Annotated in this window: 21 protein-coding genes and 2 pseudogenes; 15 read left to right on the top strand and 8 right to left on the bottom strand. The window is 34.3% G+C overall.

The window, feature by feature from the left end; translation table 11 throughout:
* Positions 1 to 36 precede the first annotated feature (36 nt).
* The 4 genes from GKR88_09790 to thrC all read left to right on the top strand — a co-directional run bounded on the left by GKR88_09790 (position 37) and on the right by thrC (position 6,436).
* A complete protein-coding gene (locus GKR88_09790; GenBank protein ID QMU64544.1) occupies positions 37 to 1,587 on the top strand; it encodes a hypothetical protein in 1,551 nt (516 codons plus the stop codon).
* A gap of 172 nt (positions 1,588 to 1,759) precedes the next feature.
* Positions 1,760 to 4,204, top strand: a complete 2,445-nt coding sequence (gene thrA / locus GKR88_09785) for a bifunctional aspartate kinase/homoserine dehydrogenase I (protein ID QMU64543.1) — start codon at positions 1,760 to 1,762, stop codon at positions 4,202 to 4,204.
* A 7-nt stretch (positions 4,205 to 4,211) separates the two neighbouring features.
* The gene (locus GKR88_09780; protein QMU64542.1) at positions 4,212 to 5,144 is read left to right on the top strand and encodes a homoserine kinase; all 933 of its coding nucleotides are present in this window, start codon (positions 4,212 to 4,214) and stop codon (positions 5,142 to 5,144) included.
* 5 nt (positions 5,145 to 5,149) lie between these two features.
* Positions 5,150 to 6,436, top strand: a complete 1,287-nt coding sequence (gene thrC / locus GKR88_09775) for a threonine synthase (protein ID QMU64541.1) — start codon at positions 5,150 to 5,152, stop codon at positions 6,434 to 6,436.
* 114 nt (positions 6,437 to 6,550) lie between these two features.
* On the opposite strand, the gene GKR88_09770 is transcribed toward thrC, so the two are convergent.
* From GKR88_09770 to GKR88_09750, 5 genes are all read right to left on the bottom strand, one after another.
* Positions 6,551 to 8,173, bottom strand: a complete 1,623-nt coding sequence (locus GKR88_09770; protein ID QMU64540.1) for a M24 family metallopeptidase — start codon at positions 8,171 to 8,173, stop codon at positions 6,551 to 6,553.
* Positions 8,174 to 8,496: 323 nt separating this feature from the next.
* Entirely contained in the window at positions 8,497 to 8,709 is a 213-nt protein-coding gene (locus GKR88_09765; protein QMU64539.1) for a hypothetical protein, read from the bottom strand.
* Between the two features lie 16 nt (positions 8,710 to 8,725).
* The gene (locus tag GKR88_09760; GenBank protein QMU64538.1) at positions 8,726 to 9,427 is read right to left on the bottom strand and encodes a hypothetical protein; all 702 of its coding nucleotides are present in this window, start codon (positions 9,425 to 9,427) and stop codon (positions 8,726 to 8,728) included.
* Between the two features lie 43 nt (positions 9,428 to 9,470).
* Entirely contained in the window at positions 9,471 to 10,364 is an 894-nt protein-coding gene (locus GKR88_09755) for an IS1595 family transposase (GenBank protein QMU64537.1), read from the bottom strand.
* Positions 10,365 to 10,400: 36 nt separating this feature from the next.
* Complete coding sequence (locus GKR88_09750) at positions 10,401 to 10,571, bottom strand: hypothetical protein (GenBank protein QMU64536.1); 171 nt, start codon at positions 10,569 to 10,571, stop codon at positions 10,401 to 10,403.
* A 418-nt stretch (positions 10,572 to 10,989) separates the two neighbouring features.
* Here GKR88_09750 and gcvT point away from each other — a divergent pair, with 418 nt between their 5' ends.
* Complete coding sequence (gene gcvT, locus GKR88_09745; protein ID QMU64535.1) at positions 10,990 to 12,075, top strand: glycine cleavage system aminomethyltransferase GcvT; 1,086 nt, start codon at positions 10,990 to 10,992, stop codon at positions 12,073 to 12,075.
* Positions 12,076 to 12,405: 330 nt separating this feature from the next.
* Here gcvT and tnpA read toward each other — a convergent pair.
* Positions 12,406 to 12,844: pseudogene (gene tnpA / locus GKR88_09740) on the bottom strand (IS200/IS605 family transposase).
* Positions 12,845 to 12,973: 129 nt separating this feature from the next.
* Here tnpA and GKR88_09735 point away from each other — a divergent pair.
* Both GKR88_09735 and GKR88_09730 read left to right on the top strand, forming a co-directional pair.
* Complete coding sequence (locus GKR88_09735) at positions 12,974 to 14,008, top strand: IS1595 family transposase (GenBank protein ID QMU64534.1); 1,035 nt, start codon at positions 12,974 to 12,976, stop codon at positions 14,006 to 14,008.
* Between the two features lie 235 nt (positions 14,009 to 14,243).
* Positions 14,244 to 15,156, top strand: a pseudogene (locus tag GKR88_09730) (sterol desaturase family protein).
* Between the two features lie 183 nt (positions 15,157 to 15,339).
* Here GKR88_09730 and GKR88_09725 read toward each other — a convergent pair.
* Positions 15,340 to 16,101, bottom strand: a complete 762-nt coding sequence (locus GKR88_09725; protein ID QMU64533.1) for an MBL fold metallo-hydrolase — start codon at positions 16,099 to 16,101, stop codon at positions 15,340 to 15,342.
* Positions 16,102 to 16,183: 82 nt separating this feature from the next.
* On the opposite strand from GKR88_09725, the gene GKR88_09720 reads away from it, so the two are divergent.
* From GKR88_09720 to GKR88_09705, 4 genes are all read left to right on the top strand, one after another.
* Positions 16,184 to 17,632, top strand: coding sequence for a TonB-dependent receptor (locus GKR88_09720; GenBank protein ID QMU64532.1), 1,449 nt, complete (start codon positions 16,184 to 16,186; stop codon positions 17,630 to 17,632).
* Between the two features lie 124 nt (positions 17,633 to 17,756).
* Entirely contained in the window at positions 17,757 to 18,233 is a 477-nt protein-coding gene (locus GKR88_09715; GenBank protein QMU66689.1) for a sigma-70 family RNA polymerase sigma factor, read from the top strand.
* A 58-nt stretch (positions 18,234 to 18,291) separates the two neighbouring features.
* Positions 18,292 to 18,813 carry a hypothetical protein gene (locus tag GKR88_09710; GenBank protein ID QMU64531.1) on the top strand — a complete coding sequence of 174 codons (522 nt, stop codon included), beginning with the start codon at positions 18,292 to 18,294 and terminating at the stop codon, positions 18,811 to 18,813.
* A 4-nt stretch (positions 18,814 to 18,817) separates the two neighbouring features.
* Positions 18,818 to 19,273, top strand: coding sequence for a sensor of ECF-type sigma factor (locus GKR88_09705; protein ID QMU64530.1), 456 nt, complete (start codon positions 18,818 to 18,820; stop codon positions 19,271 to 19,273).
* A 167-nt stretch (positions 19,274 to 19,440) separates the two neighbouring features.
* Here GKR88_09705 and aroQ read toward each other — a convergent pair whose 3' ends face one another.
* Positions 19,441 to 19,854, bottom strand: a complete 414-nt coding sequence (aroQ, locus tag GKR88_09700; GenBank protein ID QMU64529.1) for a type II 3-dehydroquinate dehydratase — start codon at positions 19,852 to 19,854, stop codon at positions 19,441 to 19,443.
* 480 nt (positions 19,855 to 20,334) lie between these two features.
* Here aroQ and fumC point away from each other — a divergent pair, with 480 nt between their 5' ends.
* The 4 genes from fumC to GKR88_09680 all read left to right on the top strand — a co-directional run bounded on the left by fumC (position 20,335) and on the right by GKR88_09680 (position 24,052).
* Positions 20,335 to 21,732: a class II fumarate hydratase gene (gene fumC / locus GKR88_09695; protein ID QMU64528.1), complete on the top strand. Its 1,398-nt coding sequence runs from the start codon at positions 20,335 to 20,337 to the stop codon at positions 21,730 to 21,732.
* 140 nt (positions 21,733 to 21,872) lie between these two features.
* Positions 21,873 to 23,114 (top strand): imidazolonepropionase, encoded by a 1,242-nt coding sequence (locus GKR88_09690; GenBank protein ID QMU64527.1) that lies wholly within the window; start codon positions 21,873 to 21,875, stop codon positions 23,112 to 23,114.
* A gap of 51 nt (positions 23,115 to 23,165) precedes the next feature.
* Positions 23,166 to 23,738: a cob(I)yrinic acid a,c-diamide adenosyltransferase gene (locus GKR88_09685; GenBank protein QMU64526.1), complete on the top strand. Its 573-nt coding sequence runs from the start codon at positions 23,166 to 23,168 to the stop codon at positions 23,736 to 23,738.
* A gap of 92 nt (positions 23,739 to 23,830) precedes the next feature.
* A complete protein-coding gene (locus tag GKR88_09680) occupies positions 23,831 to 24,052 on the top strand; it encodes a DUF2795 domain-containing protein (GenBank protein QMU64525.1) in 222 nt (73 codons plus the stop codon).
* The last annotated feature ends 72 nt before the right edge of the window (positions 24,053 to 24,124 follow it).

Raw genomic sequence — 24,124 nt, 5'->3', positions numbered from 1 at the left:
AAAACTAATAATCAATAAATTAACCTCAATCCTAATATGGCAGTCAGTTTACATAACGATGCTCTTTTTGAATTGATAAAATCGCTTTCCAAATCTGAAAAGCGGCAGTTTAACTTATATATAGGCAGATTAGACGGTAATGTGGACGCCAAATTCTTCTCGCTTTTCAAATTTTTAGATAAGCAAAAAAAATATAATGAGAAGTCAATTATTGACAGTGGTATTGTTACGAAGCAGCAGTTATCAAATTTAAAAACACATTTGTACAAGCAGTTGTTGATAAGCCTGAGGTTAAACCCCGCACATCAAAATATTCGTCTTCAAATCAGAGAGCAGTTAGATTTTGCCACTATTTTGTATCAAAAAGGTTTATACAAACAAAGCTTAAAATTATTGGATAAAGCAAAAAATATTTCTATTGAAAATGAAGAAAAAAATATTGCTTATGAAATTGTTGAATTAGAAAAAATCATTGAAACACAGTATATTACACGTAGTATAAGTACCCGGGCAGATGAACTATCCATACAGGCAAAAACATTGAGTCTTCAGAATGTTATTACGAGTAAGCTTTCTAACTTATCCTTACAATTATATAGTATTTTATTAAAAAACGGATATGTAAAAAATGACCATGAATTGAAAGAAGTCAATACTTATTTTAATGATAAATTACCAAAATATACGTTTGCAGATCTGGGATTTAGAGAAAAATTATGGCTCTATAAAACTCATTTATGGCATAGCTTTCTGACACAAGATTTTCTATCAAGTTATAAATATGCATGCAAATATTTGGATTTATTTAAGGACTATCCAAAAAACATCTGTATTCATCCTGTTTTTTATTTAAAAGGAAAAAACTACTTGTTAGAAGCTTTATTTTTCATAAAGCACTATTCGCGATTCAAAAAAGAACTTTCCCGTTTTGAAAAAGAAATTCAACAAAAAGTTATTCCGGTAAATAACAATACGGAAATATTGATATTCTTATACTATTACTCCAATCAGTTGAATCTGCATTTTATGGAGGGTAGTTTTAACAAAGGAATGTGTTTGGTAGCTATCATTGAGCAGAAAATACTAGCTTATAAAAACAGGTTGGATACCCATCATATTGTAACGTTATACTATAAAATAGCTTGCCTGTATTTTGGAATCGGCAATCATGTATTGTGCATTAAATACTTACAAAAAATCATCACTTCTAAGGAGTTAAAAATTGCGGAAGACTTACAATGTTTCGCGAGAGTTTTAAATTTAATTGCTCATTATGAATGCGGAATGGATTACGATCTGGAAAGGATTTTCAAAGATACTTATAAGTTTTTATTAAAAATGGATAACCTACAGGAAGTACAAAAAGTACTTATTTCGAGTATTAAATCTTTGGGAGATGTGTATCCGCATCAACTAAAAAATGAGTTTAAAAAAATCCACTCAAAACTCAAAGTTTATGAATTTCACCCATATGAAAAAAGAGCTTTTATTTATCTGGATATTTTATCCTGGCTGGAAAGTAAAATTCATAACAAACCTATTTTAGAAATTATTAAAGAAAAAAGTAAGAGTTTTATTAAAGAATAAAGAACACATAAATTAAATAACTTACCCCAAATGAATGGCATTATGAACTTCTACATTGTTAATGATATAATATCTGCCATTTAAAAGGTATGTTTGCAATTAATTTTTAGTTATCAGTTGTTTCGACATAGTTTGAAAATGCAAAAACATATAAAATCTATTTTACTGAAAAATGAAGGTATTAAAATTTGGAGGTTCGTCCGTAGCCAATTCGGAAAACATAGAAAAAGTTATAGCCATAATGACCCACGCTGCTCAAAAAAGTCGTATTGCAGTAGTTGTTTCTGCCTTTGGGAAAACTACCAATATGCTTATAGAAGCTGCAAATATGGCCACCCATAAAAATGAAGATTATAAAAAATTGTTTGCAAAAATTGAATTAAACCATTTAGAGGTTATTCAAAGCCTTATCTCAAAAGCACGTCAAGATGTGGTTCCAGACCATGTAAAATACTATTTTGATCATTTAAAAACCTTACTTGAAGGTTGTTTCCTATTACAGGAACTTACCCCAAAAACACTCGCTATTATCAGTAGCTACGGGGAACTATTATCTTCGTATATTATTTCCGAAGCGGCTTCGGAGAAAGGGTTATCAACTGTTTATCAGGATAGTAGAGAGCTTATTATTGCTTCGGATAATTTTTTAAATGCCGAAGTTGACTTCAGTAGTACAAATCCAAGAGTGCAAGTGTGTTTTCGACAATCCGAAGCTGCTGTTATTTTATTGCCCGGATTTATTGCGAGTACACCGGACGGAAAAACTACGACACTCGGACGCGGAGGATCGGATTTTTCCGCAGCCATATATGCAGCGGCCATTGGTGCGGATGAATTGCAAATATGGACAGATGTCAGTGGGCTATATACCTCAAATCCCAGTATCGTAAAACAAGCCATTCCTATTTCACATATTTCATATCAGGAAGCAATGGAGCTGTCTCATTTTGGAGCAAAAGTAATTTACCCTCCAACCATTCAGCCCGTACTGGAAAAAGAGATCCCTATTGCCATTAAAAATACTTTCGATCCGGAACATACAGGAACTCTTATTATGAAGGAGGCGAAAAGTACAAGTATTGTTAAAGGAATTAGTTATATTGAAGATATATCACTCGTTACTGTTCAGGGAAGTGGAATGGTAGGAATTCCGGGGTTTTCAAAACGATTATTTGAAGCATTATCAAATCAGAATATTAATATTATTTTAATTACACAGGCTTCTTCGGAACACTCTATTTGTTTGGGAATCAATGAAGCGTCTACAGACATTGCCAAACAATGTATCGATGAAACTTTTACCTATGAAATAGCTCAACACAAATTAGATGCTACCATTGCGGAAAAGAATATGACCGTCATTGCTTTGGTTGGCGATCATATGAAAAGCCACCAAGGGTTGAGTGGTAAGATGTTTAGCGTTTTGGGCAAAAACAATGTCAATATCAGAGCTATTGCACAAGGTGCTTCGGAAAAAAATATCTCCGCAGTGATCCATAAAAACGATGCCAAGAAATCTTTAAATGTATTGCACGAAGCATTTTTTGAAGAAAAAATAAAGCAGCTTCACCTGTTCCTCTGCGGTGTTGGCAATGTTGGAAAACATTTTTTATCTCAAATTCAACAACAGAAAAAATACCTTAAGAAAAAATTAAAACTCAACATTCGTGTCATCGGAATTTCTAATTCTACCAAAATGGTATTTGATGAAAATGGTATCGATCTCTCGAATTGGGAGGCACAATTACGTAACGGAGAATCTACAGGTGTTGATGTCTTTTTAGAAAAAACCAAAGCATATAACTTAAGAAACAGTGTTTTTATTGACAATACTGCCAGTGAAGCCGTATCTCAGGCCTATGAACAATATTTACGCCATAACATCGGTGTTGTAACCTGCAATAAAATTGCCTGTGCTTCCTCGTTGGAAAACTATAAAACATTAAAAAGTGTTTCCCGAAAATACAATGCTCCGTTTTTGTTTGAGACCAATGTAGGAGCCGGATTACCAATTATTGATACCTTAAAGAATTTAGTCAATTCCGGCGATCGTATTCACAAAATTAAAGCTGTGTTGTCCGGGAGTTTAAATTTTATTTTTAATCATTTTAACGCGGATACTACATTTCATGACATCGTTGTTGAGGCTCAAAAACAAGGGTATACGGAGCCTGATCCGAAGATTGATTTAAGCGGTATAGATGTAGCCCGAAAGATTTTAATTTTAGCGAGAGAAAGTAGGTATGAGCTGGAATTAGATGCTGTTGAAACGGATAGTTTCCTCCCGAAAGAGTGTATGGCAACTACCAACAATGAAAGTTTTTATAGATCTTTGAAAAAACACGAAGCTCATTTTCAAAAAATCTATCAGGAAGCTCGTAATAATAGCACCCGGTTAAAATACGTTGCCGAGTTTAATAATGGAAAAGCAAGAGTAGGTTTGCAACCTATCACACCGGAGCATCCTTTTTATACCTTGGCAGGAAGTGATAATATTGTTTTATTTTTTACAGATCGATATCCGGAAAACCCCATGTTGATTAAAGGTGCCGGGGCCGGTGCTGCGGTAACTGCTTCCGGGGTTTTTGCCGATGTGATCAGAATCGGAAAAGTATAAACTAATAATGAACGAAATTAAACTGTTTACTCCGGCAACCGTTGCAAATGTCTCTTGCGGATTTGATGTTTTGGGTTTATGCCTCGATACTGTTGGGGACGAGATGATTATCAGAAAAACAGTTGATAAGAGAGTACGCATTACATCTGTTACCGGACAAGAAAACATACCTACGAACGTTCGGAAAAACGTTGCCGGTATAGCCGCGTTAGCACTATTAAAAGAGAGTAATACCTCATTTGGTTTTGAAATTGAAATTCATAAAAAAATAAAACCCGGCAGTGGTATTGGCAGTAGTGCCGCAAGTGCTGCCGGTGCTGTTTTTGGCATCAATAAATTTTTAGAACAATCTTTTAATACTACGGATCTGGTGCGTTTTGCTATGGAAGGAGAACGGTTGGCAAGTGGCACTGCACATGCAGATAATGTAGCTCCGGCTCTTTTCGGTGGTTTTACATTGGTTCGCGGATACGATCCGTTGGAAGTCATTAAAATTCCGCCCCCGGAACACTTATTCGTAACGGTGATTCACCCTCAGATAGAAATAAAAACCTCAGCGGCAAGGGCTGTTTTAAAACCACAGGTCAGCTTAAAGAAAACCGTTATACAAATGGGAAATTTCGGAGGATTGATTGCCGGATTATATACTCAAAATTATGATTTGATCGGGCGTTCTTTACACGACGAAATTGCAGAGCCTTTCAGGTCGGTTTTAATTCCTTCTTTTGATCTTCTAAAAACCGAAGTGCTTAAAGCCGGTGCGTTAGGTGTCGGAATTTCGGGTTCCGGCCCTTCCGTTTTTGCATTAAGCAAAGGTTGGGAAACTGCATATAAAGTGGCAACGTCTATGGAAAAGGTATATAAAAATACCGGCATAGGTTTCGAAATTCACATCTCAAAAATAAATCAACAAGGAATTAAAATCCTCCAAACCAAATAACCACTATGCACTATTATAGTTTACATAACACCTCTTTACGTACTTCTTTTAAAGAAGCCGTCATAAACGGTATAGCTCCTGACAAAGGATTGTATTTTCCAGAATCCATAGCCCCTCTACCGGAGGACTTTATTCAAAATATCAGCTCTTTTTCCAATGAAGAAATTGCTTTTGAAGTAATACAACCGTTTGTTGGAGATGAAATTCCTGCCGATGTTTTAAAAACTATTATTGCAAAAACCATCTCTTTTGATTTTCCGGTTGTTCCGGTAAAAAACAACATAGCCACATTGGAATTATTTCACGGCCCCACCATGGCTTTTAAAGATGTAGGTGCCAAATTTATGGCAGCGTGTTTGGAGTATTTTAATCGCGACAATCCGGATAAAATTATCGTACTGGTGGCCACTTCCGGAGATACGGGCGGGGCAGTTGCAAACGGTTTTTTAAAAGTAAAAGGCATACAGGTAGTTATTCTCTATCCCAAAGGCAGGGTAAGCGAGATTCAGGAGCAGCAGCTCACCACACAGGGGCATAATATCACTGCTCTGGAAGTAGCCGGTACTTTTGACGATTGCCAGCATATGGTAAAAACAGCTTTTTTAGACCCTGAAATCAAACCTGTATTAACTTCTGCCAACTCTATTAATATTGCACGTTGGCTTCCGCAGATGTTTTATTTTTTATTTGCTTATAAGCAATTGCAATCAAAAAATAAGGAACTCGTATTTTCGGTACCCAGCGGAAATTTTGGAAATATTTGTGCAGGCCTGATGGCACAACAACTGGGGCTTCCTATTAAACATTTTATTGCTGCTACTAATATCAATGATACAATTCCGCTATTCTTAAAAACAGAAAAATATACCCCAAAGCCTTCAAAAGCTACCTTGTCTAACGCCATGGATGTTGGAGATCCAAGTAATTTTGTACGGATTTTAGAAATTTTCGAAAACAATATACAGTCATTAAAAAATACGTTTTCTTCATTTGGTTTTAATGATATACAGACAAAAGAAGCACTGAAGGAGTTGTATGGTTACAAATACATAGCAGACCCTCACGGAGCCGTAGGCTATTTGGGACTGCAACAATATGGCTTGTCAACTGATGAAACGGGGGTGTTTTTAGAAACCGCACATCCTATAAAATTCTTAGATACCGTAGAGCATACATTAGCTATCAAGCTTGATATTCCTGAAAAAATTCAACGTCTGTTAGAAAAAGAAAAGCAAGTAATTAATATCAGTAGTTATAAGGGGTTAAAAGAATATTTAAATAATGTAGAATAACTCTTTTAATACTCAGATTGAGGTATAGATTATTGAGACCTTTGCAGAATTGATTTGACTTCAAATACGGAATATATCACTATTTTGCAAAGATATCTTATTATAAAAATAATCTTAATCCAAATCCGGTAATACAAATGCATCCAAAACACTTTTCTGTGCCATCATTTTTTCAATCTCGCTTGATTTTCTGGGGGCTTCCGCAGATAAATTAACCGGGCCGTTTTCGGTAATTAAAATATCGTCTTCTATTCGTACGGCAATTCCCCACCACTTTTTATCACAAGGACTTCCTTCCGGTATGTAAATACCCGGCTCAACCGTAATTATGGAATTTGTTTTAAACGGCCCGTAAGTCCCGGGATCATGCACATCCAAACCGATATAATGTGTTGTTCCGTGAGGTAAATAATGATGTCTTTCATCCACTGTTTTAATAATACCCAGATGGAACAGCCCTTCATTAATTACTTTTCTCGCTGCATTATTTGATGCTCCAAAGGGGGCTCCGACAACACTTGCTTTGATACCGGCTTCCTGGGCATCATAAACAATATCATATATTGCCTTTTGCTCCGGGGTAAATTTTCCATTTGCAGGAATTGTCCTGGTGACATCTGCCGTATATCCTCTGTATTCGGCACCCAAATCCATCAATACCAAATCGTTTCCTACTTTTGTCTTGTTATTTTCAATATAATGCAGGATACAACCATTGTTTCCTGCTCCCACAATAGAAGGATATCCTTCATATTCGGCTCCGTATTTTTTATATACAAATTCATGGATACCTTGTAATTCGGTTTCAGACATGTGTGGTTTCATAGCTTTCATTACTTCTATCTGTCCTACGGCGGAAATACGAATTGCTTTGGTGAGTAATTTTATCTCTTCCGGAGACTTAACTTCACGCATTTCAGCCAATGTGTTTTCCAAAAAACGGATGTCAATATTTGTTTTCGGAATTAATTTCAGAGCAATTTTTTGCTTCAATTCACCCTTCAGTTTAGCATCTGTTGCTGCTTTGTATTCCATCAGCAGTTGATCTTCTTTTATCTCGGAATAATGTGCTTCTATTCTGCCGATAATCCGGGCTACACTTACACTATTTTCTACGGGAGTTTCTTTGACCATTTCATATACATATTTTTTTGCTTGTGATAAATATACATTGGGATCATAACCGGATTTGGTTTTAAAGCTTTTTACCAGGTCAAACACTTCAGCTTTGTTTCCCGTATTTCTATAATCGTCTTTAAATGCTTCGATGTATACCTTATCAAACTTTTTAAAATGTATGGTTGTATTTATAAATTCAATAGCATTATAGACGTGGCCAAAACCCAGTTCTTTTTTTGCTCCTGCCACCCCCAACCTTCTTCCGTTCCACATTTCGGCATTGGGATCTTTTTTTTGAACATATAGGACTTCATTAAAACCGGCACCTTCTTTATTTTGTAGATTTTCAGAATAGATAACCAATACTGCATTGGGTTCCCTATAGCCCGTTAGGTAATAGAAATTCGGGTCTTGATGATATATATAATCTACATCGTTGGCCCTGTTTCTAAACGGATTTGCAAAAAAAACGGCTACGGAATTTGCGGCCATCTTATTTCTAAATTCCGTTCTTTTCTGCTTGTGAAAATCTTTTGATAAGTAGTCAGTTGGCGTTTGTGCAACTATATTTGCAGTGAAAGATACTGATATTACTGATAGTAATGCTAATAGCCTCATTGATTTTTCTAAGTTGATTGATTTCAAATGTAGTACATATAAATTTTTAAGTAAAAATATTAACACAATTTTTGCATTATAAGGGAAACTTATACTTCTGGTTTTTAGTGGGCTCTGTTTACTTTTTCTTTTCGTTACTAATAGAACTCATCTTGACTTTTTCCATTTCCTAAAAAATGACTGAAATTCACCTATATTTCGTTGCTTTTCTTACCTGTAGCGATATAGCTTTTAAAAAGTGCCTCATCCAGTTAAATTTCAGTTCATTTTCGGTTAAAAACAAAAAGTCAAGATGAGTTCATAAAGTAATTTTAGTTCAACCATTACTTATTCTCTTCTTTTATCTTTTTTACATAGTAAAGCATAAAAAAGATAGTTAGTATCATAAAAACAATAAATCCGTCTATTTTATTAAAAGTATCTATCCAAGTTCCTACCCCTATGGTTTCCCAATCAATTTTATATAAACTTATGCCGGAAAACGTAGCACATACGAAGAAAAAAATAAAAGCTGTTTTTTTAGAAAATTTTACCATATCTATGTTGTATTTATTACATATAGGGTGTTATGCAATGTTTAATGAAATTACGTATAGCAGCCAGATACCCTGCTAAAGCTATGGCACAAAAAACGACTGTCGCACAAGCAATTAATCCTGCAATACCGGCCGCAACTCCAACAACAGCAAATACACAATCCCAAGGAAAGTTTTCGGATTTAGAGTGTAAATTATTATTAAATACGTTTTGGTATTTAACAAGTTGTATTACATTTAAAAAGTAATTTTTTTTAGCAAACCCCTCTGCGGATAAATTCATTTCCAAAACAGATTTTTCATAATTTTTGATTGCATAATCAAAACCTCCGAATTTATAATCATTCATAAGTGATTTAATCAATATAACATCTTTTTGAGTTATCCACTTGTTTTCGTACGCAATATTTAAAATTTCTTCTCCGCTATTATTCGTAAAATCTAAGGCTAAATCGGGAAGATTTAAATTAGTACCAACAGAATTATTAACAATGTCTAAAATATTTTGATTTTTCTCTATGCTAGAAGTAGATTTTGATACTGTTTCAGAATTCTGAACTTTATTAAGAATTTCTTTAAAAACGGGGTTATCCTTATTCTCATTAAAAATAGTATAGTCAAATTTATTTTCAACTTTTTGTATTTGTGTAGTATATTGTTCACAAGAAACAAATAATATGGTTAAAGCCATAAAAATTGACAAATAGGGATTTCTCATAATTTTTAAAATAGAACTCATTTAAACTTTTAGAGATCAGTAGTTAGTTACATATAATTTCACTTTGATAAATTTTATCACTCATGACCATTTTAGTTATTAAGTTATTGAATATTGTGTTTTTGTTTTGCGAGCGATTAATTCTAAAACAAAACTCATTAAAGTATCGGTTTAGATTAAACTCACTTACCCAAGAATAAGTTGTCCTAATCCATGATTTTATTTGATGAATCATCGTATGTAAGGCTTTAAAGTTTAATCCTTTGTCGCTATCAATCTGGGTAATGTTATAGGCTTTTGCAATAGGCCTGTAGCCTTTCCATTTGTGAGTGATTACTTGAGCCTTTCTATCAATATGCTTAATGAACATATATTGCAACGATTGTGCAGAAAAATCTTTGATGTTTAAAGCATACATACGCTTTACTTTGCCCTGGTCTGTGAACTCAACAGCAGTAATAGCCTTCTTTTTCTTAGCATCATAACTACGACCTATCTTGTTTTGCTCATAACCACCCAACACAAATTCATCAACCTGTACATGACCATCCATAGGGTTATTTTCACTAGAAGCCATAGCTTCTCTTACTTTAAGCATAAACAATCGTGCTGTCTTTTCTGTAATACCATAGCGTACACCCATTTGTGTAGCTGATAAACTCTTGGTGGTAGTTGCCATTTCAAAACAGATAAAAAAGGCTTTTCGTACACCAAATCGCACTCTGTGAAAAATGGTGTTAGCCGTTGGGCTTTCTGTATCACCACATTTATTGCATGTTCTTGAAAAGTTCTTACGTACTTGGTAACTGGTATTACCACATTTACGACATACATAACCCTCTTTCCACTTGATTTGACCTAGATATGCTTTGCAATCTACATCTGTTTTAAAGCGTTCAGCGAACTCTAAAAGGTTTTGACCCTTGAAAATTTCCATAAAATCCCTATTTTTATTGACATACAAGTTATGAAATTATCTACTGACCTCTAAAAACCTTTTTTGATTTGCTAAAAAATTGCTGTTTTTAGCTCTGTTTTTATCTTTTTTTCCTTCCGTAGCGCTGCTATGCAACTCAAAAAATCCTTCAACAGAGCTAAAAACTTCTAATTTTCGCTTAAATCCAAAAAGTTTAAATGAGTTCATATTCATAATGCTTACTTTTAGGGGAAAAATCATTTTCTTTTCTTTAGACTTTTCCAGGTTAATATTTTTTCGGCTTTTTCGGTTTTCGTAACTCGCTTGTCATACTTTTTGTTTCTTTTTGACAGATTTCCACATTTTTTGATTTTGGATGTTTAGTCCGTTTTTGACCATTATGCTTGTCTAATGTAGCATGACATATTTATCCTTATATTTATGTTTCTCATTTTTTATTAGATAATAAAACAAGAAAAATAAAACTTAAAAAACAATACCATAAAATAGTGAAATTTTTAATTCACAGAAAACAGTGAAATTAAACGGTATGCATTATTAAGCTCAAATTACACGTCATGATCTCTTCCTTTGGTTTTGGTATATTTTCGATACATTTGCCAATAGTTATCATCAAACTTGTCAAATGAAGAATACTGCACTGACACATATACATGAAGTACTTGGTGCAAAAATGGTTTCTTTTTCCGGGTATCGTATGCCACTTCAATACGAAGGGGTTACCGCAGAGCATGTAGCCGTTAGAACCGGTGTCGGGGTTTTTGACGTAAGTCATATGGGTGAGTTTTTGGTAACAGGGCAAAATGCGTTGAAACTGGTTCAAAAAGTTACTTCCAATGATGCTTCCAAACTGGAAATAGGAGATGCACAATATAGTTATTTTCCAAATGATCGGAACGGAATTGTAGATGATTTGATTTGCTATCGGGTAAAAGAATACACCTATTTACTGGTAGTAAATGCTGCTAATATTGAAAAGGACTGGGATTGGATTAACTTGCATAATGAAGGAATCGGTGCTGAGCTAAAAAATATCTCCGATAGTTATTCTTTGCTAGCCATTCAAGGCCCAAAAGCCATAAAAACCATGCAATCGTTAACTTCCGTTGATTTGGAAAAAATTCCTTTTTATAAATGTAAGGTAGCCGATTTTGCCGGAATTAAGTATGCTATTATTTCTGCCACGGGTTATACGGGTTCCGGTGGTTTTGAAATCTACGTGAAAAATGAGGAAGTAGAACAGGCCTGGAATAAAGTGTTTGAAGCCGGTGCGGATTTCGGTATTAAACCCATTGGTTTGGCTGCCCGCGATACTTTGCGTTTGGAAATGGGTTATTGCTTGTATGGAAATGATATTGATGATACTACTTCTCCTATTGAAGCCGGTTTGGGTTGGATCACTAAGTTTACCAAAGACTTTATAAATGCTGAAAATTTAAAAGTACAAAAAGAAAAAGGAACAATCAGGAAGTTAGTTGCTTTTGAACTGTCAGAACGTGGAATCCCTCGCCATGATTACCCGATTGTAGATGTCGAAGGGAATAAAATAGGAGTTGTTACGTCCGGTACTATGAGTCCGTCACTAGGAAAAGGAATTGGTTTAGGGTATGTACCTAAAGGGGTTTCGAAACCCGGAAATATCATTTTTATTCAAATTCGTAAAAAAACGATACCGGCTACCATTGTAAAATTACCTTTTTATAAGGTATAGTGCCAAACTGAACATTCAAGACATAGAAGTTTTCGTAATTTAATCTCTAGTTTTATCACTTATAATTTCTTACCTAAAAAAACCTCAAGTTAAATTGAACTCAGGTTTATAATAAAAAATATCATAACTATCCGAAACTTATAGAAAATAGACCGTTACACTGTTAGAAATTAGATGAAAGACTCTTAAAATCAATGAATTATAAATTTCAAAACCTTTAAAAGGATACTAAGTTAAAATTTATACTTTTTGATTTAGGGGTAAATTTTGACTAAACCACTATGGCCTGAAAGTGCCATAGGTTTGTAACAAAGGAACAGAATGGAATTCTTATTCAAGTATAATATTATCATCTCCTCGATCATCAGGCTTACGATGATGTTCAAGATACTCTTGGACCATTTCATCAGTGATATTGCCAGTACTCCAAACTCCATAACCTATTGCCCACATATGACGACCCCAATACCTCTTCCCATGTTGAGGAAATTCTTGTTGAAGATGACGAGAGGTTCTGCCTTTAAGTCGTTTTACAAGATTGCTAATACTAAGTTTAGGGCGATATTCAATGTGAATGTGGATATGATCCTTACTGATGACGCCTTTCAATATCTTGACATCTTCAGCATCACAAATTTGACGGATCAAATCACGACATCGAACCTGAATATCTCCAACAAGAATAGGATAATGATATTTTGTAACCCCAAACAATATGAGCAGTCAACCAAGAAACTGTATGACCTCCTCTACGGAATTCTTTCGCCATAGAGCAAAGATAAAAAAGTGGGTAGCGACTGAAAGTCTTGCACTAAAGTGCATAGTTTTAACTAACGATTGAAACCAATAAAATTATTTGGCTCTAGTTAATAACAGCTATTATTTGTATATTTAATACATGAATTTACAAGAAATAAAGCGAGGAATTTCCAAACTTTCCCCATCTGAAAGGCAGGAATTGTTAAAAGAATTGTCAACATCACCAAAAGATTCAGTTCCAACGGTAAGAAGCCAAGAATCTAGGCGTTTTTTATTAGACAATAAGTTAGGTTGTTGCGCCCATTGCTCGCATCCAAAGTATGTAAAATTTGGTATTGACAAAGGCTCTCAGCGCTATAAGTGTAAATCCTGCAAACGCAGTTTTACAGAATACACAGGTACTTGGATGGCAGGTTTGCAACATAAGGACAAGATTGATGACTACCTTGAATTAATGCTAGAAGAAAAGAGCTTAGATAAGATAAAAGTAGCCTTATCGATAAACAAGAAAACGGCTTTTGACTGGCCTCATAAGATATTAGTCCCATTATCAGAAAACGATAAAGATGATTTTACAGGCATTACAGAAAGTGATGAGACCTTCTTTTTAAATTCAGAAAAAGGGCGACCAGTAAATCATCGGGAATCAAGAAAACGTGGTGGTAGCTCTAAAACCAAAGGCATCAGTAATGATCAAGTAGCTGTTATTGTAACCCAAGATAGAACATCTAATCCAGATATTACTGTAGCCACTATGGGAAGATTAAAGAAAATAGATATTGTAAATGCTATTGGCAGCAGAATAAAGGCAAGTAAAGCCATTTTATGTAGGGACACACATCTAAGCTACAAAGGATTTGCAATAGACAATAAAATAGAGCATCACACTCTAAAAGGCGTCATAAAACAACGTGTCAAAAACAAAGTGTATCATATACAACATGTCAACTCAACTCATAACAGAGTTAAGAAATGGATAGATAACAAGTTTTGGGGAGTATCTACCAAATACTTGCAACAATATTTGAACTGGTATCGCATCAAAGAAAAATTAAAATATAGAAACGATAAACTCAATGCCTTTGTAAATAAAGTGTCAGAACATATTAATGCGTATCAAAAATATCAAAATATTGGATTGAAGTATCAAAAATTAATATCAACGCAATTTTAAACTAGAGCCAATAATAACTATACTTATTAAATTTTCAAAATACCTCTTTTATTCAAATAATTATTAATTTAGGCGGCAAATTTTAATACAGATTTAAATAATTTTGAATGACCGTTTAGACACTTAGAGAAATGATTGTTTTTTTTAATCTTTAAATTTTTTAACATTATACTACTATCAACTCAAAAAGCACTATTTGATGTGATAATAAACATTCAGTAAATAATTTTTATAAATGAATGACTTACTAAATCAAGATATTTTATATTACTGGTCTACTCCATTTTTTTTAGCAATCATTTTAACTGAAATGTACTTTAGCTACCGAGTTAAAGTTAAAAACTATGGTTTTAAGGATACTGCAACAAATGTATACTTTGCTTTGATAAACTTTAGCCTGGATTTAATAATGAAAGCTTTCTCTTTTTTAGTGATGGGTTTTTTCTATACATATAGCTTTGTTACATGGGAAGAGCAGAACTGGATGTATTGGGTGGTGGCTTTTGTAGGCCAGGATTTTCTTTATTATATTCACCATTATATAGATCATCACTCTCGTTTTTTTTTGGGCAGTTCATGTAACACATCATAACTCGGAGTACTTTAATATTTCCACGGGGTTCAGATCGCCGGTCTTACAGCCACTTTTTAGATATATGTTTTTTGTGCCTCTGGCACTTATAGGTGTAGAACCTCTGCACATTATGTTTGCATACGCTATGAATCAAAACTACGGAACCTTATGTCATACCAATTTTATCAAAAGTAAATTGGGTTTATGGGGTAAAATATTTGTAACTCCGTCACATCATAGAGTACATCACGCATCTAATGTTAAGTATTTGGATAAAAATTTAGGGATGCTTTTAATTATTTGGGATAGAATTTTTGGAACATTTCAGGCAGAAGAAGATGAAACAAAATATGAAGAAATTAAATACGGCCTAACAAAAAAGTTAAAAAACAAAGGGCCTGTAAATATCGTTTTCCATGAGTGGAAAGCCATTATCAAAGAATTTTTTATTTATAGAAAAGAATTACCCCTTATGACCCGATTAAAATATATTTTTATGCCTCCCGGCTGGAGTCATGACGGAAGTACAAAAACGAGCAGGGAGCTACAAAGGGAATTAAAATCTCAAAAATAATTTTGGAATAAGTCAAAAAAAGTTTCAAGTTTCAGGTTTTACCTACCTAAATAAGATTACCTTTTACACTTTCCAACTTTCTAATTGTATTCTTTTTGATATAAGAAGAAATCATCAAAACATTTTTTAAATCTTTCAATCTTTTAATATCAACTCAAAAAACACCATAAGTTCTAATTCGGGTTAAACTTTTACCTGTAAACAATCGTATGCTAAAAAAACATTCTTTGGCAGCAATTTTTCTACACGCGCATGAAACCCCAGCTTATGACTGATATGTGTAAAATAAGCACGTTTTGGTCGTATTTCTCTTACAAATGACAGTGCTTCGCTAAGATTTAAATGTGTTGGATGTTCCTCTATTCTCAACGCATTTATAATCAAAACCTCTAAGTTTCGTAGCTTTTTTTTCTCTGCATTACTAATGGTTTTTAAATCGGTCATATAAGCCATATTACCAAAACGATACCCTGTAATTGGCAAATTACCGTGCAATATTTTTATGGGAGTTACCAAAACACCCTTCAGTTTAAAAGAATGGTCGGTAACTAGGTACTGATCTAATTTGGGAGCCCCTTCATATCTGTTTTTAGTAGTAAAAATGTATGCAAAACGTGTTTTCAAATTTTCCAGAACGCGCTTTTGTGCATAAACCGGTACTGCTCCCATCTGATATGTAAAAGGCCGTAAATCATCTATTCCTGCCGTATGATCAGCATGCTCATGCGTAAATAAAACCCCGTGAATAGATGGCACGTGTTCCCGTAACATCTGCTGCCTGAAATCAGGCCCGCAATCAATAATATATCTGACATCTTCCCAGGAAATCATCACTGAAGACCGCAAACGCTTATCTTTCGGATCGTCAGATAAACAAACAGGATCTTTACTAGCTATCATAGGAACTCCCTGTGATGTTCCCGTACCTAAAAAAGTAACTGTCATAATGAGCATAAAAATACTATAAAAATAAACTGTAAATCTTAAATTTATTACTTTTGTTATTCAATTTAAAAAGTTTATAAAAATGGCTATTTCTTTAAAAGGAGATCAGAAAATTAGTAGTGTCCCGGCTACTAAAAGCAAAGCTCTCCGTATCAATTTAAATAGTGACATTTATGGTACATTTGCGGAAATTGGGGCGGGTCAGGAAACTGTTCGTAATTTTTTTAGAGCCGGAGGAGCGTCCGGAACCATCGCAAAAGCAATGAGTGCATACGATAAGGATTTTTCGGATGCCATTTACGGAGAAGAAGAAGATCATCGTTATGTAACGGAACCCCGTTTAAAAAGGATGTTGCGCCATGAAGTAGACCTGATAGAAGATAGGTTAAGCAGAAAAAAGCATCCTGATAAACTCTTTTTTAGTTATGCGAATACAGTTGCTACCATTGATTTTTCCAAAAAATTTAAGGGACATGGCTGGGTCGGTATCCGCTTTCAATTAGATTCGTTAGAAGGTTTTAATGAAATTGTACTGCACCTGCGTTTCAAAGAAACCGATGCAAGATTGCAACAGGAAACATTGGGTATTCTGGGAGTAAACCTTATCTATGGGGCTTACTACTTAAACGACAATCCTAAAGAACTGTTAAAATCATTCTATGACAATCTGGATAAAGATCAATTGGAAATCGATATGGTCAATTTTTCCGGACCGAGGTTTATGTATGTAGACAACCGGCTAATGAGTTTACAATTGGTCAAGAACGGAATGACTAATGCTGTGATGTTTGGTCCGGATGGAAACAATTTATTGCCCGCTCAGGTATTGTATAAAAAGAATATCCTTGCTTTACGCGGGAGTTTTAGGCCGGTTACGAAAGTAAATATGGATATGTTCCAAAAATCGAAAGATTTATTTTTTGCCGAAAAAAAAGTAGATCCGGAAAACTCTCAAATTATTTTTGAAATTACCTTGAGTAACCTTAGGGTAGAAGGAGAAATTAATGAACGTGATTTTCTGGACAGAGCAGAGCTTTTATGCTCTCTGGGGCAAAATGTAATGATCACTAATTTCCCGGAATATTTTAAACTGGTCGAATATTTTAGTGAATTTACCAAAGCCAGAATGGGGCTAGCCATGGGGGTATATAATTTGATTCAAATTTTTGATGAAAAATACTATCGCCATTTAAGCGGGGGGATTCTGGAAGCCTTTGGAAAACTATTTTACAGGGATTTAAAAATATACATGTATCCTTATAAAGATGGTAATACAGATGAATATATTACCAGTGAAAACCTGAAAGTACACCCCCGTATGAAAGAATTATATAAGTTCTTTAAAAACAATGGAAAATTAAATGATATTAAAGATTTTAATGCGGATATTTTACATATTTTCTCAAGAGAAGTACTACGTATGATTTCCGAAGGAGAAGATGGATGGCAAGAAATGTTGCCGGAAGGAATTTCAGAAACGATTGCTCAGAATAGATTATTTGGATATTCCAGAAGTAGAATAAAGAAATAATCGTTTTAAACTTTTTTGCTTTTGCTTCGTCTAAATCAAAAACAGATGACCATTGGTTGATGAAATTAGCTTAGTAGCACAACTTAAAAACCTCAAAACCAAAGAAAAAGCATTTCGGATATTAATGAATGAGTATAAAGAACGTTTGTACTGGCATATCCGTAAAATTGTAATTTCACATGAAGATGCAGATGATGTACTGCAAAACACTTTTATAAAAGTATTTCAAGGAATAGGTAATTTCAAACAACACAGTAAACTCTATTCCTGGATATACAGAATCGCTACCAATGAATCCATTACTTTCTTAAACAAGAAAGCCAGAGAACGAGATACTGATATTTCCGAATTAAAACAAGAGTTAGTCTCCTCCTTAGATTCCGATAGTTTATTTACAGGAAAAGCAATTGAGATTACATTACAAAAAGCCATTGCAACATTGCCACAAAAACAACAATTGGTATTTAATATGAAGTATTTTGATGATATGAAATACGATGATATCTCCGAAGTATTAGAAACGTCGGTTGGTGCATTAAAAGCTTCCTATTTTCATGCCGTAAAAAAAATTGAGAAGTATATAAAAACTAATAATTCATAATTGACCATTCATAATTAATGATTAAACCTTTAAACAATCATATAGTCTAAAAACCATAATGAGTAAAGAACTAAAAAATAGTGAACATTTTATAAAAAGCACAGTCTGTAAAGACGCCGGATTTTCTGCTCCTAAAAATTATTTTACGACCATAACAGATACTTTTTTTGTCAAACTTCAAGAAGCATCATTTCCGGATACATATGGATTTAACACTCCTACATCCTATTTTAAAAACGTAGAAAATAGTATTCTTAACAAAACTAAAAACCTTAAAACCTCAAAAGTAATTTCATTAAAAAGAAAGGTTATTAAAATAATTCCGGCGGCAGTAGCAGCTTCGATACTACTATTCATAACATTTCATTTTTTCTCTTTTGAAAAAGAGCCCACCAACGAAGAAATAGCAGGATGGTTTGAAAATAATATTTACAGAATATCAAGTGATGATATTTATTCGGTATTTGAAGACATTGATGTAAATGAAAATGAAATTCCAGACCCCTCCATACAACTTAGCGAACTTGAAAACTATCTGGAACATAAAGATATAACAACACTTTTAAATGAAATAAATTAAGAAGATGATAAACTTAAAAAACAGATTATTTCTTTTATTGTTAATAATGAGCTTTGGTATGCAGGCTCAGATAAAAATAAAAAGACAGGGCAAAGAAAAAATTCAGGCTTTAAAAATTGCTTACCTGACAGATAAATTAGACTTCACTGAAAAAGAAGCAGAAAGATTCTGGCCCATATATAATAAGTTTGATAAAAAACTAATGGAATTGCGAACAGCAGAACGTTACAAGATAAAAAAAGCACTAAAAGATGCCGGAGGAATTGAAGCTATTTCCGAAGACAACGCTAAAATGATCATTCGTGAAATGATTGCTTTGGAAAAAGAAATATACCATATTAAAAAAGCATTTTTTGACAGTTTAAAAAAGGTTATTGCTTCAAAAAAAATAATTCAATTGCAAATTGCCGAAAGAGAATTTAATAGAAGCATGCTCAGAAGATTACGAAAATATAAGTAAGCGTAGTTTGAAAGTTGTAAAGTTTCAAAGTAGAAAGTGTATACTTTTCAATCTTTCAATTTCAAAAGAAAAAACCGAGGGCAAGTAATACCAAAAAGAATACTAAAATGGTCTAAAGATTGTGTAAGGAAAATTGGACTATTTTAGTATTCTTTTTGGTATAATCTCTATAAAAAACTCCGAATGGCTAAATCATATCCTTGTAAACCAAAGCCAAATAATACTCCTTTTGCATTTGCCGATATATAACTGACATGTCTAAATTCTTCTCTGGCATGAATATTAGAAATGTGAACCTCTACAACAGGGGTTTTAATCCCTTTTACAGCATCACCAATACCAACAGAAGTATGTGTGTATGCAGCTGCATTTAAAATAATTCCGTCATATTCAAAACCTATTTCATATAGCTTATCAATAATTTCTCCTTCAATATTAGACTGGTAATATGCTAAGGATATTTCCGGGTACTTTGCTTTTAATAACTGAAAATAATCATCAAAAGTATCCGTACCATAGATTTCCGGCTCCCTTTTCCCCAGTAAATTTAAGTTGGGGCCATTTATAATACTAATTTTCATTTTATGCAAAGTGAGATAGATATAAAGGAGTTAAACGCATGCAACCGACAATAAATGTTTCAAGGTGAACAGAAACCCGGTTTTATTATAAAACCCAATACCGGGTTTTATCTTTTAAGAACACCGACAAAAACGTATTTTTATAAACTACTTTTCTTCACCCGCACTTCGGGCTTCTTTCCTGAGCTTGATGTTTTCCCAAATAGTACCTCCAATCCAATAAGGAACTACAAAAGCTAATAAGAATATGAGCAGCCAAAAACCGGCAGTAAAAATAAACATGAATAAAACAAAGCCCGAAAATTGAGAAAAATCTAACATCCTTAAATTATATTTCAAATAATAGTATACACAAAAATAAAACATATTTTACATACAAACCAGTATTTGAAAGATAATTTTAATTTGAGTTTTACAATACTTATGAATAACCGGCCGGTATATTTTTGTAATTTTGAATGCTAATCTAATAGTAAACACATGAAGTATAGAATAGAGAGAGATACCATAGGACAGGTAGAAATACCGTCCGATAAGTATTGGGGAGCACAAACCGAACGTTCCAGAAATAACTTTAAAATAGGAGCGACCGCTTCGATGCCGTTGGAAATTGTATATGGCTTTGCATATTTAAAAAAAGCAGCAGCTTATACGAATGCCGAGTTAGGTGTTTTACCTTCGGAAAAAAGAGATCTAATTGCCACGGTTTGTGATGAAATTTTAGAAGGGAAATTAGACGATCAATTCCCTTTGGTTATCTGGCAAACCGGTTCCGGTACACAGTCAAACATGAATGTAAATGAAGTCATTGCAAACAGAGCTCATGAAATAGCCGGAAATGTTATCGGTGAAGGGGAAAAAACCATACAACCTAATGATGATGTCAATAAATCGCAATCATCCAATGATACGTTCCCCACGGGAATGCATATTGCAGCTTATAAAAAGATCGTAGAAACAACCATTCCGGGTGTAGAGCAACTAAAAAATACCTTACAAATAAAAGCCGATGCTTTAAAAGATGTTGTAAAAATAGGCCGTACACATTTGATGGATGCAACTCCGCTAACCTTAGGGCAAGAATTTTCAGGATATATTGCCCAATTAAATTTTGGATTAAAAACACTACGTAATTCCTTAAAGCATTTAAGTCAATTAGCTTTAGGAGGTACTGCAGTAGGAACAGGATTAAATACACCAAAGGGATACGATGTATTGGTAGCGAAGTACATTGCCGAATTTACAGGGCTTCCCTTTGTTACTGCTGAAAACAAATTTGAAGCTTTAGCCGCTCATGACGCCTTGGTAGAAACACATGCCGCTTTAAAGCAAATCGCAGTCTCTCTGAATAAAATTGCAAATGATATCCGTATGATGGCCTCAGGCCCTCGTTCCGGAATAGGAGAAATTATCATCCCCGCCAACGAACCGGGATCTTCCATTATGCCGGGAAAAGTAAACCCAACACAAGCTGAAGCCATGACAATGGTCTGTGCACAAGTGATGGGCAATGACGTGGCAGTAACTATCGGGGGAACACAAGGGCACTATGAGTTAAACGTTTTTAAACCCATGATGGCAGCAAACGTATTACAATCCGCACAACTCATTGGAGATGCCTGTGTTTCATTTGATGAAAACTGCATCAAAGGAATTGAACCTAACCGCCCAAGAATCAAAGAGCTATTAAATAATTCGTTGATGTTAGTTACTGCTTTAAATACTAAAATCGGATACTATAAAGCTGCGGAAATTGCAAATACGGCACATGCCAACGGAACCACATTAAAAGAAGAAGCCATTAGACTAGGCTATGTAACATCAGCACAATACGACGAATGGGTAAAACCCGAAGATATGATCGGTAGTTTAAAGTAATATCATGTGTCATTGCCGTTCTGAAAGTTTAAATAAAGACCACCTTTTAGATGCAAGAATACAGACTCATGGATTTTCACCAGATGGCAATACTATTTTTTTAAAATTCCACAAACTTTTTAACTTTCAAACTGCATCTAATGATGACATTATTCACCCATATCAAAGAGCTCATTCAGGTACGCGACCTATCGGTTTCCAAAGTTTCCGGAGAAGAAATGAAAATAGTGCCTACTATAAAAAATGCGTTTCTTTTGGTTAAAGATGATTGTATTGAAGATTTTGGCCCTATGGAAAACCTCCCTCTCATAAAAGCAGATAGCACTTTAAATATGACGGGTAGAATGATTTTACCTGCCTGGTGTGATAGTCATACACATTTGGTTTTTGCAGGTAACAGAGCACAAGAATTTGTAGACAGAATCAACGGTTTATCATATGAAGAAATAGCAAATAGAGGAGGTGGCATCTTACATTCGGCTAAAAGATTACAAGAAACTTCCGAAGAAGATTTATATAAACAGTCGGCAAAAAGATTAGAAGAACTCATTTCTTTGGGGACAGGTGCTATTGAAATAAAATCCGGTTACGGGCTGTCTGTACAGTCAGAAATAAAAATGTTACGAATAATAAAAATGCTCAAAAAAAATTATACAATCCCTATAAAAGCTACTTTTTTGGGAGCTCATGCAATTCCCGCCGCGTATAAAAATGATAAAGGTGCTTATATCGATTTGATTATCAATGAAATGTTACCTGCTATCGCAAACGAAGAATTAGCAGATTTTATCGATTGCTTTTGCGAAAAAGGATATTTTTCTGTCCGGGATTTGGATACCATTTTAACAGCCGGTTCAAAATACGGTTTAATCCCCAAAGTACATGTAAATCAGTTTAATGCCATAGGCGGAATCAGGACGAGCCTAAAGCACAAAGCATTATCGGTAGACCATTTGGAAGTACTCACAAATGAAGATATAAAGGATCTGCAGAAACATCCCGATACCATTTCCGTAGCCTTGCCAAACTGTTCTTATTTTTTAAACATTCCTTATACACCGGCCAGAAAAATAATCGATAGCAGACTGGCACTAGCCTTAGCAAGTGATTTTAACCCGGGTTCTTCCCCTTCCGGAAATATGAATTTTGTAGTATCCGCTGCTTGTATAAAAATGAATATGACACCGGAAGAAGCCATTAATGCAGCTACTATTAACGGAGCTTATGCTATGAATTTAAGTAAGTCTGTCGGAAGCATTACTAAAAGTAAAAAAGCTAATTTTATAATTACTAAGAAAATTCCCAATTATCATATGATTCCATACCACTTTGGAAACCACCAAATTGAGTCTATCTATATAGATGGAAAAAAGCAGCACTAATCGTTAGCAAACCTTCAAACTTTCAAACTTTACAACTTATAGACTTACAAAATGAAAATATATACAAAAACAGGCGACAAAGGAACCACAGCACTATTTGGAGGAGAAAGAGTATCTAAAGATCATTTACGTATAACAGCTTACGGAACTGTAGACGAACTAAATTCTTATGTAGGATTAATTAAAGATCAGGAAATTGATTTTCACACAAAGCAATCTCTTACAAAAATACAACACGATTTATTTACCTTGGGAGCTATGTTGGCAACCCCCGCGGAAAAAGAAACGCTTAAAAGCGGGAAAGAACGATTAAACATCCCAAAAATAAATGCTGCCTCTATCACTTTTTTAGAAAATGAAATCGATAAGATGAATGATGCCTTACCTCCAATGACCCATTTTATCTTACCCGGAGGACATCAAACAGTGTCATTCTGTCATATAGCAAGATGTATTTGCAGGCGAGCTGAAAGATTATCCGTCAGGTTAAGTACTCAGGAAGTTATAAATTCAGTCATTTTAATGTATCTAAACCGGCTTTCCGACTACCTTTTTGTAATGGCACGAAAGTTGTCCAAAGACTTGTCAGCAGAAGAGACAAAGTGGGTTCCCGAGAAGTATTAAAACGTTCTTTTTTTAACGATTCGGATTTCGATAAAAAAACTTGACAATATCAGTAAAAAAATTATTTTTGCAGAAAATAAAAATCGATAAAAATGTATTGGACTCTGGAATTAGCCTCATATTTAGCAGATGCGCCCTGGCCGGCTACTAAAGATGAATTAATAGATTATGCTATTAGGACAGGCGCACCTTTGGAAGTTGCCGAGAATTTACAAGAGATTGAAGATGAAGGAGATCCTTACGATTCAATCGTAGAAATCTGGCCGGATTACCCCACCGAGGAAGATTATCTTTGGAATGAAGACGAATATTAAAACACAAAAAAATACAAGTAAAAGTCTCTCGGGAGGCTTTTTTTTTGCTTATTTTTAAACTCCTTTTTGATT

The sequence above is a fragment of the Flavobacteriaceae bacterium genome (assembly GCA_014075215.1).
Lineage (GTDB): Bacteria > Bacteroidota > Bacteroidia > Flavobacteriales > Flavobacteriaceae > Polaribacter.
The sequence above is the reverse complement of the archived record's forward strand: the minus strand, read 5'-3'. Positions and strand labels throughout refer to the sequence as shown.

Excerpts from the sequence above, each read along its gene's own strand:
- GKR88_09790 (QMU64544.1), top strand. The coding sequence starts at position 37 with ATGGCAGTCAGTTTACATAACGATGCTCTTTTTGAATTGATAAAATCG.
- thrA (QMU64543.1), top strand. The coding sequence starts at position 1,760 with ATGAAGGTATTAAAATTTGGAGGTTCGTCCGTAGCCAATTCGGAAAAC.
- GKR88_09705 (QMU64530.1), top strand. The coding sequence starts at position 18,818 with ATGATAAACTTAAAAAACAGATTATTTCTTTTATTGTTAATAATGAGC.
- GKR88_09780 (QMU64542.1), top strand. The coding sequence starts at position 4,212 with ATGAACGAAATTAAACTGTTTACTCCGGCAACCGTTGCAAATGTCTCT.
- aroQ (QMU64529.1), bottom strand. The coding sequence starts at position 19,854 with ATGAAAATTAGTATTATAAATGGCCCCAACTTAAATTTACTGGGGAAA.
- GKR88_09685 (QMU64526.1), top strand. The coding sequence starts at position 23,166 with ATGAAAATATATACAAAAACAGGCGACAAAGGAACCACAGCACTATTT.
- GKR88_09680 (QMU64525.1), top strand. The coding sequence starts at position 23,831 with ATGTATTGGACTCTGGAATTAGCCTCATATTTAGCAGATGCGCCCTGG.
- GKR88_09760 (QMU64538.1), bottom strand. The coding sequence starts at position 9,427 with ATGAGAAATCCCTATTTGTCAATTTTTATGGCTTTAACCATATTATTT.
- fumC (QMU64528.1), top strand. The coding sequence starts at position 20,335 with ATGAAGTATAGAATAGAGAGAGATACCATAGGACAGGTAGAAATACCG.
- thrC (QMU64541.1), top strand. The coding sequence starts at position 5,150 with ATGCACTATTATAGTTTACATAACACCTCTTTACGTACTTCTTTTAAA.
- GKR88_09725 (QMU64533.1), bottom strand. The coding sequence starts at position 16,101 with ATGACAGTTACTTTTTTAGGTACGGGAACATCACAGGGAGTTCCTATG.
- GKR88_09770 (QMU64540.1), bottom strand. The coding sequence starts at position 8,173 with ATGAGGCTATTAGCATTACTATCAGTAATATCAGTATCTTTCACTGCA.
- GKR88_09690 (QMU64527.1), top strand. The coding sequence starts at position 21,873 with ATGATGACATTATTCACCCATATCAAAGAGCTCATTCAGGTACGCGAC.
- GKR88_09735 (QMU64534.1), top strand. The coding sequence starts at position 12,974 with ATGAATTTACAAGAAATAAAGCGAGGAATTTCCAAACTTTCCCCATCT.
- GKR88_09710 (QMU64531.1), top strand. The coding sequence starts at position 18,292 with ATGAGTAAAGAACTAAAAAATAGTGAACATTTTATAAAAAGCACAGTC.
- GKR88_09715 (QMU66689.1), top strand. The coding sequence starts at position 17,757 with ATGAATGAGTATAAAGAACGTTTGTACTGGCATATCCGTAAAATTGTA.
- gcvT (QMU64535.1), top strand. The coding sequence starts at position 10,990 with ATGAAGAATACTGCACTGACACATATACATGAAGTACTTGGTGCAAAA.
- GKR88_09765 (QMU64539.1), bottom strand. The coding sequence starts at position 8,709 with ATGGTAAAATTTTCTAAAAAAACAGCTTTTATTTTTTTCTTCGTATGT.
- GKR88_09755 (QMU64537.1), bottom strand. The coding sequence starts at position 10,364 with ATGGAAATTTTCAAGGGTCAAAACCTTTTAGAGTTCGCTGAACGCTTT.
- GKR88_09720 (QMU64532.1), top strand. The coding sequence starts at position 16,184 with ATGGCTATTTCTTTAAAAGGAGATCAGAAAATTAGTAGTGTCCCGGCT.
- GKR88_09750 (QMU64536.1), bottom strand. The coding sequence starts at position 10,571 with ATGAACTCATTTAAACTTTTTGGATTTAAGCGAAAATTAGAAGTTTTT.